Origin of the sequence: Amycolatopsis speibonae (genome assembly GCF_042647925.1) — a bacterium.
GTDB classification, from domain to species: domain Bacteria; phylum Actinomycetota; class Actinomycetes; order Mycobacteriales; family Pseudonocardiaceae; genus Amycolatopsis; species Amycolatopsis speibonae.
On sequence record NZ_JBHRWK010000022.1, the window covers coordinates 250,394 to 265,089 of the forward strand.

The 14,696-nt window shown below is 68.7% G+C and carries 9 protein-coding genes; 3 read left to right on the forward strand and 6 right to left on the reverse strand.

Features of this window, described 5'->3' with window-relative positions; all coding sequences use genetic code 11:
* Positions 1-64 precede the first annotated feature (64 nt).
* Entirely contained in the window at positions 65-787 is a 723-nt protein-coding gene (locus tag ACFOSH_RS17150) for a hypothetical protein (protein WP_378239902.1), read from the forward strand.
* On the opposite strand, the gene ACFOSH_RS17155 is transcribed toward ACFOSH_RS17150, so the two are convergent.
* Together ACFOSH_RS17155 and ACFOSH_RS17160 are read right to left on the reverse strand one after the other, a co-directional pair.
* Positions 784-1,572, reverse strand: coding sequence for an SMP-30/gluconolactonase/LRE family protein (locus ACFOSH_RS17155; RefSeq protein WP_378239903.1), 789 nt, complete (start codon positions 1,570-1,572; stop codon positions 784-786). The two genes, ACFOSH_RS17150 and ACFOSH_RS17155, sit on opposite strands and share 4 nt — an antisense overlap.
* A gap of 125 nt (positions 1,573-1,697) precedes the next feature.
* Positions 1,698-5,411, reverse strand: coding sequence for a multifunctional oxoglutarate decarboxylase/oxoglutarate dehydrogenase thiamine pyrophosphate-binding subunit/dihydrolipoyllysine-residue succinyltransferase subunit (locus ACFOSH_RS17160; RefSeq protein ID WP_378239904.1), 3,714 nt, complete (start codon positions 5,409-5,411; stop codon positions 1,698-1,700).
* A 372-nt stretch (positions 5,412-5,783) separates the two neighbouring features.
* On the opposite strand from ACFOSH_RS17160, the gene ACFOSH_RS17165 reads away from it, so the two are divergent.
* Together ACFOSH_RS17165 and ACFOSH_RS17170 are read left to right on the forward strand one after the other, a co-directional pair.
* Complete coding sequence (locus ACFOSH_RS17165; RefSeq protein ID WP_378239905.1) at positions 5,784-6,050, forward strand: hypothetical protein; 267 nt, start codon at positions 5,784-5,786, stop codon at positions 6,048-6,050.
* A 322-nt stretch (positions 6,051-6,372) separates the two neighbouring features.
* Entirely contained in the window at positions 6,373-6,609 is a 237-nt protein-coding gene (locus tag ACFOSH_RS17170) for a hypothetical protein (RefSeq protein WP_378239906.1), read from the forward strand.
* Between the two features lie 137 nt (positions 6,610-6,746).
* On the opposite strand, the gene ACFOSH_RS17175 is transcribed toward ACFOSH_RS17170, so the two are convergent.
* The 4 genes from ACFOSH_RS17175 to ald form a co-directional block, all read right to left on the reverse strand.
* Positions 6,747-10,469 (reverse strand): ABC transporter ATP-binding protein, encoded by a 3,723-nt coding sequence (locus ACFOSH_RS17175; RefSeq protein WP_378239907.1) that lies wholly within the window; start codon positions 10,467-10,469, stop codon positions 6,747-6,749.
* A 492-nt stretch (positions 10,470-10,961) separates the two neighbouring features.
* A complete protein-coding gene (locus tag ACFOSH_RS17180) occupies positions 10,962-11,846 on the reverse strand; it encodes an ABC transporter permease subunit (protein ID WP_378239908.1) in 885 nt (294 codons plus the stop codon).
* Complete coding sequence (locus tag ACFOSH_RS17185) at positions 11,846-13,015, reverse strand: ABC transporter ATP-binding protein (RefSeq protein ID WP_378239909.1); 1,170 nt, start codon at positions 13,013-13,015, stop codon at positions 11,846-11,848. The genes ACFOSH_RS17180 and ACFOSH_RS17185 overlap by 1 nt, the downstream gene beginning before the upstream one ends.
* Positions 13,016-13,540: 525 nt before the next feature.
* Positions 13,541-14,656, reverse strand: a complete 1,116-nt coding sequence (gene ald, locus ACFOSH_RS17190; protein ID WP_378239910.1) for an alanine dehydrogenase — start codon at positions 14,654-14,656, stop codon at positions 13,541-13,543.
* Positions 14,657-14,696: the final 40 nt, after the last annotated feature.

The window sequence follows — 14,696 nt, forward strand, 5'->3', positions numbered from 1 at the left end:
GTGACGCGCGCCCATTTGCGGCGTTCGTCCACTAAGGACCGTGGCGGGGCTCTACTCTCTGCTTATGCAGCCCGGACCGCCCTATCAGCAGGGGCCTCAGCAGCCGTATCCGCCGCAGGGCTACCCGGGCTACCCGCCGCCCGGGTACGGCCCGCCGCCGCCCAAGAAGTCGAACACCGGGCTCATCGTCGGGCTCGTCGTCGCCGCGGTGGTGGTGCTCGGCGGCGGCGGGGTCGCGGCCGTCCTGCTGCTCTCCGGTGACTCCGGCTCGTCTTCGTCCGCGGCGCCGACCTCGTCGAAGAAGACCGGCCCGCCGGACAAGTACACCGTGCTGCCGACCTGCGACAAGATCGGGCAGGGCGTGCGGAACCTGCCGCCGCTGGAGAACCCGACAGGGCAGCGGCGCGCGAGCACCTCGGATTCGAGCATCGAGCTCTACGCGTCTGACTGCAGCTGGCGCGAGTACAAGGCGCCTTCCGCGTTGGTCACCATGTACCTCGCGAAGTCGGCGGAACCGGGCACGGGCAACGGAGAGGACACGGCCAAGGCCGGTTACGAGAACGCGTTCGACGACGGCGGCGAAGTGATCCCGAGCCTGGAGAAAGCGACCAAGGCCGCCTACATCACCATGAGTTCCCAAAGCCAGTGCACGATCAGGTTCTACCAGGGCAACGTCGACGCGCAGATCATCGTGACCGGCCCGGACCCCTCCGGGGTCGTCGACCAGAAGGTCTGCAAGGAGAACGCGCTGAAGGTCGCGAAGGCGACCTCTCGCGCGATCGGCTAGGCGAGCTTCTCGACCTGGACCTGCCCTGTCGGCCCGTCGCCGAACGGGTTCTCCCAGCCGTGCCATTCCGCGGCGAGGACGTAGAGCGAACGCCCGTCCTCGCCGCCGATGGTGCAGGAGAAGCAGCCTCGATCGGCCTCGACCTTCTGGAGCACTTCGCCTCCTTCGCGGACGCGGACGCAGTACTTGCCTGCCACGTCCGCGTACCAGACGGCGCCCTCGGCATCGAGGCAGATGCCGTCGGGGTGGTCGTCGCCGAGGTTCGCCCACACCCGCCTGCCGGACAGCGAACCGTCGTCGCCGATGTCGAACGCGGTGAGCCGGCTGCCGTACGACTCGGCGACGATCAGCGTCTTGTCGTCGGGTGTGACGGCCATGCCGTTGCCGAACAGGATCCCCTCGGCGACCTGGCGCACTTCACCGTCCGGGGCGACGACGGCGAGGACGCCGGGCTCCTGGAGGTCGTGCGAGCCGTTGACGAAGGCGTTTCCGCGGCCGTCTGTCACGACCTCGTTGCAGAAGGCGGCGACGGGGCTGAGGTCCGCGTAGACGCTCAGGTCGGCGTTGAGCAGGCGGGCTTCCGGGCCCTGAACGATGATCAGGCGGCCGTCGGGCAGCCAGTCGAACGTGATCGGCATCGTGGTCGGCACGTTCGCGATGACTTCGCGCTCGCCGCCGGGGGTGACCGCGAGGATCTCGCCGCCGCCCCAGTTCGCCAGCCAGAGCCGGCCGTCGCGCCAGCGCGCGGATTCGGGGAGCTTGAGGCCGTCGAGCAGGGTGTTCATGGCGTCTCCTTCGTTCGTTTCCCCCTACACGAACGGGACCGCCCGTTTTCGACAGCCAAATACGTGAAGGCCCCCTTCGCTGCGTCTAGCGCAATGAAGGGGGCCTTCACGTACAGGTCAGGCGATCAGTCGAAGGCCCGCGCGATGAGCGCCTTCTGCTCGACCTCGTGCACCTTGGACGAACCGGCCGACGGCGCCGCCATCGGACGACGCGACACGACGTCCAGGCTGGAGAACACCTCCGGGAGCTTCCGCGGCAGGTTCAGGCCGAAGAACGGCCACGCACCCTGGTTCTCCGGCTCCTCCTGGACCCAGACCGCGGGAGCGCCGTTGTAGCGCTCGAGCGCCGCCAGCAGCTTCTTCTTGGGCAGCGGGTAGTACTGCTCGACACGGACGATCGCGATGTCGTTCGCCTCGCGCTTCGTCCGCTCGGCCACCAGCTCCCAGTAGAGCTTGCCCGACGTCAGCAGGACCTTGCGCACCTTCGACGGGTCGACCACGGCGTCGTCGATGACCGACATGAACTTCGTCTGGCCGGTGAAGTCCTCGACCGCCGAGGTGGCGGCCTTGTTGCGCAGCATCGACTTGGGGGTGAAGACCACCAGCGGGCGGTTGACTCCGTCGAGGGCGTGACGGCGGAGCAGGTGGAAGTAGTTCGCCGGGGTCGACGGCACCGAGACGGTCATCGAGCCCTCCGCGCACAGCGAGAGGAAGCGCTCGATGCGGCCGGAGGTGTGGTCCGGGCCCTGGCCTTCGTGGCCGTGCGGCAGCAGCAGCACGACGTCGGAGAGCTGGCCCCACTTGGCCTCGCCGGAGGAGATGTACTCGTCGATGACGGTCTGCGCGCCGTTGACGAAGTCACCGAACTGCGCTTCCCACATGACCAGCGCTTCGGAGTTGGCCACGGAGTAGCCGTACTCGAAGCCGACGGCCGCGTACTCGGACAGCGCCGAGTCGTAGATCATCACGCGACCCTGGCCCTCGGCCAGGCTGGCCAGCGGCGAGTACTCCTGGCCGGTCTTGCGGTCGATCAGCACCGAGTGGCGCTGGGTGAAGGTGCCGCGGCGGGAGTCCTGGCCGGACAGCCGCACGAGACGGCCTTCCATGGCCAGCGAACCGAAGGCGAGCAGTTCGCCGTACGCCCAGTCGATGCCGCCTTCGCGGGACATCTTGTGGCGGCGTTCCATGACCGGCTTGACCCGCGGGTGCGGGGTGAAGCCTTCGGGGACGTTGAGGAACGCGTCGCCGATGTGCTCGATGACCTCGGTGGTGGTCGCCGTGGGCACCTTCGCCGGGACCTGCTGCTCCTCTTCGACCGAGGGGCTGGCCTTCGCCACGTGCTTTTCCAGTTCGCGGACCTCGTTGAACACGTGCTCCAGCTGGCTGGAGAAGTCGCGCAGCGCGGCCTCGGCCTCTTCGACGGAGATGTCGCCGCGGCCGATCAGCGATTCGGTGTAGGTCTTCCGGACCGAACGCTTCGTGTCGATGATGTCGTACATCGCCGGCTGGGTCATCGAGGGGTCGTCGCCCTCGTTGTGCCCGCGGCGGCGGTAGCAGATCAGGTCGATCACGACGTCCTTGTGGAACGCCTGGCGGTACTCGACGGCCAGCTTGGCCACCCAGTGCGCGGCCTCGGGGTCGTCACCGTTCACGTGGAAGATCGGCGAACCGATCATCTTCGCGACGTCGGTGGCGTACTCGCTCGAACGCGAGTGCTCGGGCGCGGTGGTGAAGCCGACCTGGTTGTTGACGATGACGTGCACGGTGCCGCCGGTGCGGTAGCCGCGCAGCAGCGCCAGGTTCAGGGTCTCGGCCACGACACCCTGGCCCGCGAAGGCAGCGTCACCGTGCATCAGGACCGGGAGGACGGTGAAGCCCTCGCCGCCCTTGTCGAGGATGTCCTGCTTCGCGCGGACGATGCCCTCGAGGACCGGGTCGACGGTCTCCAGGTGCGACGGGTTCGCGGTCAGCGACACCTTGGTCTCACCGTCGCCGAACATGCGGAAGTACTTGCCCTCGGCACCGAGGTGGTACTTCACGTCACCGGAACCGTGCGCCTGGCCCGGGTCGAGGTTGCCCTCGAACTCCTGGAAGATCTGCGCGATCGGCTTGCCGACGATGTTCGCCAGCACGTTCAGGCGGCCGCGGTGCGGCATGCCGATGACGACCTCGTCGAGTTCGTGCTCGGCGGCCTTGTCCAGCAGTGTGTCGAGCAGCGGGATCGCCGTCTCGCCGCCTTCGAGGGAGAACCGCTTCTGACCGACGTACTTGGTCTGAAGGAAGGTCTCGAACGCCTCGGCGGCGTTCAGCTTCGAGAGCACGTACTTCTGGACGGCGGGGTCCGGCTTCTCGTGCGGGATCTCGACGCGGTCCTGGATCCAGCGGCGCTCCTCGGGGTCGAGGATGTGCGTGTACTCGATGCCGACGGTGCGGCAGTAGGAGTTGCGCAGGACACCGAGGATGTCGCGCAGCTTCATCCGCTCCTGGCCGGCGAAACCGCCGACCGGGAACTCGCGGTCCAGGTCCCACAGGGTCAGGCCGTGGGAGAGGACGTCGAGGTCGGCGTGGCTGCGCTGCCGGTAGTTCAGCGGGTCGGTGTCGGCCATCAGGTGACCGCGCATGCGGAAGGCGTCGATCAGCTCGATCACGCGCGCGGTCTTGTCGACCGGGCCGTCCGGGATGTCGGCGACCCAGCGGATCGGCTCGTACGGCAGGCGCAGGCTGGTGAAGACGTCGTCGTAGAAGCCGTCTTCGCCGAGCAGCAGCTCGTGGATGCGCTTGAGGAACTCGCCCGACTCCGCGCCCTGGACGATGCGGTGGTCGTACGTCGAGGTCAGCGTCATGATCTTCGACACGCCGAGATCGACCAGGGCCTTCTCGCTGGTGCCCTCGAAGTGCGCCGGGTACTGCATGGCGCCGACGCCGATGATCGCGCCCTGGCCCGCCTGCAGCCGCGGCACCGAGTGGTTGGTGCCGATGCCGCCGGGGTTGGTCAGCGAGATCGTGGTGCCGGCGAAGTCGTCGGCGGTCAGCTTGCCGTTGCGGGCCTTCTTGACGATCTCCTCGTAGGCCTGCCAGAACTGCATGAAGGTCATGTTCTCGGTGGCCTTGATGGAGGCCACGACGAGCGTGCGGGAGCCTTCCTTGCCCTTCATGTCGATCGCGAGACCGAAGTTCACGTGCTCCGGCGTGATCGCGAACGGCTTCCCGTCGATCAGCTGGTAGTGCCGGTTCATGTTCGGGAAGTTCTTCAGCGCCCGGACCATCGCGTACCCGATGAGGTGCGTGAAGGAGATCTTGCCGCCGCGCGTGCGCTTGAGGTGGTTGTTGATGACGATGCGGTTGTCGGCCATCAGCTTCGCCGGGACGGCGCGCACACTCGTGGCCGTCGGCACGGACAGCGAGGCGTCCATGTTCTTCGCGATCGCCGCCGCGGCGCCACGGAGCTGCTTCGACTCCGGCTCGGCGGCCTTCTCGGCGGGCTTGGCGGGAGCCTTCTCGACCTTGGGCGCGGCGGCCTTCGGAGCGGGCTTCGCCTCAGCCTTCGGGGCCGGCTTCGCGGGGGCTGTCTGCTTCGCGGTGGACTCGGCCTTGCGGACGGTCTGCGGCGACGGCTTGGTGGCCTGGCCGTTGGCGCCCGCGCCCTCCTTGGCGGTCTCCGCGGAGGTCTGACGTGCGTCGTCAGCCTTCGTCTGCGCGTCCTGCGTGGGCTTGAAGTCCGCGAAGAAGTCGTGCCAGGCGGCATCGACTGAGGTGGGGTCGGCGAGGAACTGGTCGTACATTTCCTCGACGACCCACTCGTTGGGGCCGAATTGTGACGCAGGGCTGCTGCTGGACACGGCTTGGACTCGCCTCTATCCGTCTCGAGATCTTGAACACCGCTGATGCGCCTACCAGGCTAACCCCCTCGGTGGCGGCCGTGTGATGGAACTGGCCTGTGTGAGGCGTGGCGCACTAGGCGATGGGTCACTGTCTCGATCAAGAGATCGAAACCCGGACACCCCGCCAACCGGCTCGCGACCGTTCGGGGGAGCGGGGGACCTTTGCTGTCGTTTCGCGGTATGTGCAGGTCAGGTCACTGTTTCGTGGTGAAAGATTGACGGAGTCGTCGTGTCGGGACAGCCTGGAGTTCACGTCGGGGGGCTTTCCTGGGTGGAGGATGCGGCCGGTGTCGTGCCGGCCGCCGATCGCCCGCGAGGTGGTGGCAGCCGATGTGGCTGGACGAGTGCCCGTCGTTCTGGGACGAGGGGCGTGTGCGCCCACTGGTCACCGAGTCCGGCAAGGTCGTCCTGATGTGCGACTCGTGCTCCGCGGTGTGGCCGACGCTCGCCGACTTCAAGGAGATGGAGCACGTCGAGCCCGACGAGCCGGACTGGGCGGTGACGGCCGGCGTGCACGTCCGGCCCGGGACCTTCCGGTGGGCTTCGGCCCAGGACGTCGAGGTTGCCGGGATGAGCGGCCTCAATTGGCGGCCTTAGCCGGGTACGGGCGCTCTGGGGGTAGCAGCGCTTCGGCGTCTTCGATGCGGTCCGCCGCGACCAGGGCGCCGATCTCACGCATGGCCGGGGTGACGCGGTGATCTATTTGTCGACATAGTGATCGAGGGCGAGCCCGCGCTCTTGGTCAGGGCTTCGCGGCCCAGCCGCAGCGGTACGCCATCCAGAGGAAGGCGCGCCGGGATCTCCTCTTCCCTTTGCCGCTCGGCGTGACCGGTGGGGTGTTCCTGCGCGACCGAAATTCCCTTGCCCGTCGGGGCCTGCTGACTCCATGGCATTGCTGCGTAAGGGGTCGCGACGAATCGTGGTCGACGAGGCCGCCTATCGGTGGAACATCCGGCGGAAGCCGACCTATTCGCAAGAGGGCGGATATTTCCTTTCGTACGGGGTGGGACTCGAGGACGCGCGGTGTGCGGTGCTGGTGGTTCAGACGGATCATGCGCATCCGTTGAACTACAGGGGAGTCCCGTCGAAAGCGGTGCTGCCTTCGGATGCCGAACGGGCGATCGGGCTGGCGCTGGAGCGCGGGTGCGGTCCGTGAAGGGCCCCTTGCCTACTCTGAAGGTAGGGAAGGAGGCCTTCACGGACTTCAGGTGGGTGAGGCGGCGGTGACGTGTGGGTCCGGGTGGTCGTGAGTGGCGACTCGGGTTCTAACCCGAATCGCCACTCACGACCCGCTCAGCCCAGGGACCATAGGCGTGCGTAGTGGCCGCCGGCGGCGACCAGGTCCGCGTGGGTGCCCTGTTCGATGATCCGGCCGTGGTCCAGCACCACGATCCGATCCGCCTTGGCCGCGGTGGCGAGGCGGTGCGCGACCACGAAAGTCGTGCGGCGGCGCGCGAGTTGTTCCGTCGCGCGCAGGACGGCGGCTTCGGTGGACGGGTCCAGTGCCGCTGTCGCCTCGTCGAGCAGGAGGACGTCCGGGTCCACGAGTTCGGCGCGGGCGAGGGCGACGAGTTGCCGCTGTCCGGCCGAAAGCGATCGTCCTCGTTCACCGACGGGCTGGTGGAAACCGGCGGGAAGCGCGGCGACACCGTCGAGCGCGCCGACGGACCGGACCGCTTCCTCGACCTCCGCGTCGGTCGCGGAAGGCCTGCCGTAGCGCACATTGTCCGCGACGGTCCCCGAGAACAGATGTGCTTCCTGTGGCACCACGCCCATCCGGGTGCGCAGAGCGGCCAAGTCGTACTCGCGGATGTCGGTTCCGTCGATCCGGACCACACCGCCTGTCGCGTCGTAGAAACGCGCGACGAGCTTCACCGCCGTCGACTTCCCGGCGCCCGTCGCCCCGACCAAGGCGATGGTCTCCCCGGCCGCGACCTCCAGTGAAAGCCGCGTCAGGGCGGGCTCGTCCGTTGCGGTGTAAGCGAAATCGACGTCCTTGAAGGAGACCTCGCCCCGCAGCCGCTCCGGGACCGCGACCGGTTTCTCCGCCTCCGGAACGGAAGTCGGGGTGCGCAGCAGATCGCCGATGCGCGACAGGCCGACCCGCGCCTGCTGGTAGCCGTCGAACACCGAGGACAGTTGCTGGATCGGTGAGAAGAACTGGCCGAGGTACAACAGGAACGCCACCAGGACACCGGCCGACAGCGTGCCCGCCGCGACCCGGTTCGCGCCGACGATCAGCACGACGACCTCGGCCAGTCCGGAAAGCATCGCCGCGAAAGGGAAGTACGTCGCGACGAGGCGCTGGGCGCGAAGCCGTGAACGCCGGTACTCGTCGCTGCGGGACGCGAACTTCTCCGCCGTGCGCTCCTCGCGCGTGTACGCCTGCGCGACCCGCAGGCCGTTCACGTTCTCCTGCATGTCCGCGTTGACGACGCTGACCCGCTCCCGGGCTTCGGTGTACGCCTTGGACGAAGCCCGGCGGAAGATCACCGTCGCCACGACGAGGATCGGCAGCACCGCGAGCGCGTACGCCGCCAGCCCGAGGTCGGTGACCATCAGCGCCGCCGCGATCCCGACCAGGGTCAGCGCGCTCACCACGGCTTGCGCGACACCGGTCTGCAGGAACGTCGAGAGCGCGTCGACGTCGGTCGTCATCCGGGTCATGATCTTCCCGGACAGTTCGCGTTCGTAGAAGTCGAGCCCGAGCCGTTGCAGATGGGCGTAACTGCGCACTCGCAGCGAATACAGCACCGTCTCGCCGACGCGCGCGGTCATCTTGGTCTGGAGGTAGATCACCAGCCAGTCCGCGAGGATCACCAGCGCGCCGATCCCGGCGGCCAGCCAGATCACCGCCTCCGCGCCGGCGCGCACCCCGTTGTCGATGCCGTGCTGGTACAGCGCGGGCATCGCGATGGTGGCCAGCGCGTCCGCCGCGACCAGGCCGATCACCACGGCTAGCGGGCCGCGCACCGGTTTCAGCAGGCGGCCGAGGCGGAACTTCGGTTCGGGCGCGGTGACGTCGGTACCCGGCAACACCGGGACGTCGTTCGCGGGTGGCAGCTTCCGGACGCCTTCGATGAGTTCCTCGCTCGGCGGCAGGTTGACGTCCCACTCGCCGCCGGTGCCCTTCCGCTCGTCCGCCAGTTCGTCGGCCTTGTCCTGCTCCGGCCACAGGGCGGGGGTGATCCCCGCGGGGCCGCAGTCGAGACCCTCGCAGCGATGCGGTTCCTCGACGTCGTCACCCGGCCCCGCGACGAGTTCGCGGAACAGCGGGCAGCGGGCCAGCAGTTCTTCCTCGGTGCCGATGTCGACGACGCGGCCCTTGTCCAGCACGGCGATCCGGTCGGCGAGGGCGAGGGTGGAGCGGCGGTGCGCGATCAGCAGGGTCGTCCGGCTCGCGGTGACCGAGCGCAGCGTGTCGTGGATCGCGGCCTCGGTGACCGTGTCGATGGCGGACGTCGCGTCGTCGAGGACCAGCACGCGTGGATCGGTCATCAGTGCCCTGGCCAGGCCGAGCCGCTGCCGCTGCCCGCCCGACAACGTGAGGCCGCGCTCGCCGATGAGCGTGTCGTAGCCGTCGGGAAGCCGCTGGATGAACTCGTCCGCTTCCGCCGCCCGCGCGGCCGCGCGGATCTCCTCGTCGCTCGCGTCCGGCCTGCCGTAGGCGATGTTGTCGCGCACCGACGAGGAGAAGAGGAACGCTTCCTCGAAGACCACGCCGATCACGCTGCGCAGGTCGTGCTGCCGCACGTCGCGGACGTCGAGGTCGCCGACCTGGACCGAACCGCTGTGCACGTCGTAGAACCGGGGCAGCAGCAAGGAGATCGTCGACTTGCCCGAACCGGCCGTACCGACCAGCGCGAGCGTCTCGCCCGGCAAGGCCTCCAGGGTGAGCCCGTCGAGCACAGGATCCGACCGCGTGTAGCCGAAGGAGACGTCCTCCAGCCGGACGCCGAGAGGGCCTTCGGGCAGCGGCCGCGCGTCCGGGCTGTCGACGACGTCCGGCTGCGCGTCGATCAGTTCGTTGACCCGCTCCGCGCCCGCCCTGGTCAGCTGGGCCTGGACGACGAGACTCGAGATCATCCGCGCCGGGCCGATCAGGATGGACAGATAGGTCGCGAAGGCCAGGAAGGTGCCGAGGCTGACTTCGCCCTTCAGCGCCAGAACGCCGCCGACCGCCAGCACCGCGACCTGACCGGCCGCGGGCAGCGCCGCTGTCGTCGCCGTGGGCAAAGAGGACAGCCTCGCCGCGCGCATGCGTTCCGCGAAGAGCTTCTTCGCCGTCTTCTCCAGCTTCGCGACTTCGCGCGCTTCCTGGCCGAAGCCCTTCACGACGCGTACGCCGGTGACGGTCTCCTCGACCTGCTGCGCGACGTCGGCCGCGCGCTGCTGGGCCGCCCAGGTCGCGGGGAAGAGCCGCTTCCGGCTCACGGCCATGATGATCGCGATCGCCGGGGCGACCACCATCGCGATCAGGGTCAGCGTCGGTGACATCCACAGCATCGCGCCGAGCGACAGGAGCGCGAAGATCACCGACCCGGCCGAGAGCGGCACCTGCATCAGGACCGACGTGACCAGTTGCAGATCGGAGATCGCGCGGGAGGCGACCTGCCCGGTGCGCAGCGCGTCCTGCTTGCCGCCGTCGAGCCGGGAGACCGCGTTGAAGACCTGGCGGCGCAGATCGTGCTGGACGTCGAGGGCGAGCCGCCCGCCGACGTACCGGCGGGCGAAGGCGTTGCCGAAGGTCAGCACCTGCAGCACCGCCATCACGGCGGCGAGGAGGCCGAGGTTGGAGGTGTCGCCCGCGACGGCGCCGTCGAGCGCCTCGCGGATCAGCAGCGGACCGGCGGCCTGCAGCCCGACGCCGATGATCGCCGCGCCCAGCGACAGTACGACCAGCCAGGGGTGTTTCCAGCATGAAGCGGCCAGGCGGCGGATCCAGCCTCCGGCGGGTGCGGGGGTGGTCTCACGAGCCGGACTGGCTTGACGCGGACGAGGTGGAGCAGTAGTCACCCCGTCAGCCTAGGCGGCCCCACCGACATGATCGGCCGGTTCGCGGAGGGCCGAACGCCATGAAAGGTCCTTTCCTTGCCAAATTTGCAAGGAAAGGACCTTTCATGGCACACGTGGTGGAGCCGTGCCCCACGTCCAGCAGTGAGGTGGACCCACGTCGAGCAGGGAGGTGCCCCACGTCCAGCGGGAGGTGATCCATGTAGAGCGGGGCGATAGCCCACGTCCGGCAGGGCGAGTGCCGCACGCCCGGTGGTGAGGTAGCCCACGTCCGGCAGAGCGAGTGCCGCACGTCCGGCGAAAAGGTGACCCACGCCGACGCCCCCGAACGGACTCCCCAAGGGCACCCCGCGCCCGACGGAGACTTCACCCGTCGCGCGCCCTCTTTCGGGCCGAAGGCCCACGTAAACGTGATGAAGGGGCGCCTTCCCACCCAACCCGCAGGTTGAAGCGGTCCGACGCCCCTTCGGCACGTTTACGTCAGCGCGCGATCAATTAAGTGATGTCCTTCTTCTGGTTCACGGCCCAGCCGGCGAGGAAGAAGACCATCGTCCAGCCGAAGAAGATGAGTGCCGAGGCCCACCACGAGAACGCGCCGGGCGCTCCGGCCGCGTACTGCAGTGCCCACGCCGTCTCGTCCTGCAGGCCGGGCACCTTCACGCCGGCGGCACCGAACGCTTCGGCGCCGATGGCGCCCACGATGCCGTTGACCGTGCCGTTCGGCAGGACCCCGCCCAGCCACGTGATGTCCCAGGCGCCGAAGGACACGAACACCAGGACGTTCTCGACCACGAGCATCCAGATGGTCAGCGTGATGATGCTGCCGATCACGCTGCGCCACACGGCGCCGACCCCGATGCCGAACAGGGTCGCCAGGATCGTCGCGAGGACACCGGCGCCGAGCACGCCCAGCCACTGGCCCGCCGTCGGCAGGCGCTCGCTGTCGACCGTGATCACGGTGCCGAGGCTCGCCGCGGCCACGATGATCACACCGTAGATCGCGCCCCACGCGACGTAGGTGATCATCTTCGCGCTCAACGCCGAAACCCGGTTCGGGGCGGTGAGGAACGTCGTGGTGATCGTCTTCTTCGTGTACTCGCCGGCGAGGGCGAAGACACCGAAGATGATCGGGATCATCGTGCCGATGTTGATGCCGTGCCCGAGGGCGAGCAGGCCGACGGGCAGTTCGCCGGTCGAGATGCCGAGTGCTTCGGTCAGTTCACGGGTGTCCGAGCGGCCGAGGAAGTCACTGAAGTCGTTCGTGACCATGCCCCAGAACAGGGCGAACGCGAACGCGAAGACCACCGCGGGGATCATCAGCGCCCACCACGCCTTGAGCGTGAGCGTCTTGCGGAACTCCGCCTTGATCAGGTTGCCCATCAGCCCTGGCCTCCCCAGCCCTCGTTCTGGCCCTGCTGCGGCGCCTGCTGCTGAGGCGGCGCCTGCTGGTACTGCTGCTGTTGCTGCGGCGGCTGACCCTGCTGCTGGTACTGCTGCGGAGGCGCGAAACCGGGCGGCGGCGTGTTCTGGGGCGCGTATCCGGGCGGCGGCCCCTGGTATCCGGGCGGCGGGCCCTGATAACCCGGGGGCGGACCCTGGTAGCCCGGCGGCGGGCCCTGCTGCTGGAAACCGGGCTGCGGCGCGGAGTACTGGCCCTGCGTCAGCTGGAAGAACATCCGCTCCAGATCCGCTGTCTCCTCCTGCATGCCGTAGACCGCGATGCTCGCCTTGGCGGAGATGTCACCGATCTGCTGCACCGTCGCACCGGAGACCGCGACCCGGCCGTCCGGCATCGGCGAGACCTGCGTGATGCCCGCCTCCTGCAACGCGGCGACGAGGCCGTTCGCGTCGGCGGACTGCACCAGCACGCGGGACTGGTTGCTCTTGCGCAACTGGTCCAGCGAGCCGTTGTAGCGCGTCATGCCCTGGCTGATGATCACGACCTGGTCGATCGTCTGCTCCACCTCGTTCAGGAGGTGGCTCGAGACCAGCACCGTGCGCCCCTCACGCGCATACGCGCGCAGGAAGTTCCGCAGCCACAGGATGCCTTCGGGGTCGAGACCGTTCGTGGGCTCGTCCAGCACCAGCACCTGCGGGTTCCCCAGCAACGCCGTCGCCAGCGCCAGCCGCTGCCGCATACCGAGCGAGAACCCGCCCGCCTTGCGGTCCGCCGCCGACGAGAGGCCCACCAGGCCCAGCACCTCGTCCACGCGCTGATCCGGCATCCCGATCGCCGCCGCGTACACGCGCAGGTGATTCCGTGCCGTGCGCCCTGGGTGGAAACCCTCGTTCTCCAGCACCGAACCGACGACCCTTGCCGGATTCCCCAGCTGGTCGTGCGGGCGCCCGTTGATGGTCGCCGTGCCGTTCGTGGGCGTCACCAGCCCGAGCAGCATCCGGAGCGTCGTGGTCTTCCCGGCCCCGTTGGGCCCCAGGAAGCCGGTCACCGAACCGGGCTCCACCGTGAAGCTCAGATTCTGGACCGCGTTGACCGCGCCGAACTGCTTGCTCAGGTTCTGCACCGCGATGCGGCCACTGCCGTCGTGCATACCGTCCCCTTTTGTTGACGAAGGCCGATCACGCGACATCCTGCCTCACGGGGTGTGTCCGCACTCGCGGAAGGGGTCAATCCGCCGAAAGCGACGTTCGTCACGTTCGACGCGGTGACGACTCCGTCCCTCAGCGCACCCGGAACTGGGCCGAATGGCCGCTGACTACGGGATATGTGTCGTAGAGCGCGGAAAATCACCGACTGCCGGGGTGGTCCGTGAAGAAGTAATTCCGAAGACATGGCAACCCCATGCAGCGCGGCGGCGACTTATTACCTACGATGTAGGAGGCGGCCCGCTCCCAATGACCCCCAGGTTGGTTGAGCGGGCCGCCGTTATTTCTGGGGCCCGAGCCCCAGACCCCACGGTGCGGTCTGCGGCGGTTCGCGAGGTTTACTCGGTTCCGAGGGGTTGAACGGTGTTTTGGTCCCGTCCCGAGGTTCACCCGTGTACACGAAAAGGAGCGAGGGACCTTTGCCCACTGGGGTGGCAAAGGCCCCTCGCGTAGGAGGGTGGCTTGGGGGATCAGGCCAGGACGGCGGCCAGATCGGTGGCGGGCAGGCCGTGCGCGGCCGCGACAGGGGCGTTCGTGAGGGCGCCCGAGTGCGTGTTGAGGCCCTTCGCCAGCGAAGCGTCGGCCTGCAGCGCCTTGTGCCAGCCGTGGTCCGCGAGCTGGACGGCGTACGGCAGCGTCACGTTGGTCAGCCCGTAGGTCGACGTGCGGGGCACCGCGCCCGGCATGTTCGCGACGCAGTAGAACACTGACTCGTGGACCTTGTAGGTCGGCGCGTCGTGCGTGGTCGGCCGCGAGTCGGCGAAGCAACCGCCCTGGTCGATCGCGATGTCCACCAGCACACTGCCCGGACGCATCCGCGAAACGAGGTCGTTCGAGACCAGCTTCGGCGCCTTCGCGCCGGGCACGAGCACCGCGCCGATGACCATGTCGGCCTCCAGCACGGACTGCTCGACCGACAGCGCGTTCGAGGTCACCGTGCGGATGCGGCCGCCGAAGTCGTTGTCGATCTGGCGGAGGCGGTCGACGTTGGTGTCGAGGATCTCGACGTCCGAGCCGAGGCCGAGCGCGACCCGCGCCGCGTTGATGCCGGCGACACCGCCGCCGATCACGACCACACGCGCCGGGTGGACACCGGGGATGCCGCCGGGCAGCACACCGCGGCCCCCGCTCGGCTTCATCAGGGAGTACGCGCCCACCTGCGGCGCCAGCCGTCCGGCGACCTCGGACATCGGCGCCAGCAGCGGCAGCGCGCGGTTCGGGGTCTGCACGGTCTCGTAGGCGATCGCGGTGGTGCCCGCGGCCAGCAGCGCGTCGGTCAGCGGCCGGTCCGCGGCGATGTGCAGGTAGGTGAACAGCACCTGGTCGGCGCGCAGCCGCGGGTACTCCTCGGCGATCGGCTCCTTGACCTTGAGCACGAGTTCGCCCTCGGACCAGGTCTCCTCCGCCGTCGCGAGGATCTTCGCGCCCGCGGCGAGGTACTCCTCGTCGGTGATGGACGAGCCGAGGCCGGCGCCGGTCTCGACGAAGACGTCGTGGCCGCGCCCGGTCAGTTCGTGCACGCCCGCCGGGGTGAGCGCCACCCGGTACTCGTGCCTCTTGATTTCACGGGGGACGGCGATACGCACGGAGTGCCTCCTGCGGCGGGTCTACGACAAGTGCTGCCAC

What these genes read in the sequence shown, in the direction of transcription:
- ACFOSH_RS17150 (WP_378239902.1), top strand. Translation starts at nt 65, where the DNA reads ATGCAGCCCGGACCGCCCTATCAGCAGGGGCCTCAGCAGCCGTATCCG.
- ACFOSH_RS17155 (WP_378239903.1), bottom strand. Translation starts at nt 1,572, where the DNA reads ATGAACACCCTGCTCGACGGCCTCAAGCTCCCCGAATCCGCGCGCTGG.
- ACFOSH_RS17165 (WP_378239905.1), top strand. Translation starts at nt 5,784, where the DNA reads ATGTGGCTGGACGAGTGCCCGTCGTTCTGGGACGAGGGGCGTGTGCGC.
- ACFOSH_RS17180 (WP_378239908.1), bottom strand. Translation starts at nt 11,846, where the DNA reads ATGGGCAACCTGATCAAGGCGGAGTTCCGCAAGACGCTCACGCTCAAG.
- ACFOSH_RS17185 (WP_378239909.1), bottom strand. Translation starts at nt 13,015, where the DNA reads ATGCACGACGGCAGTGGCCGCATCGCGGTGCAGAACCTGAGCAAGCAG.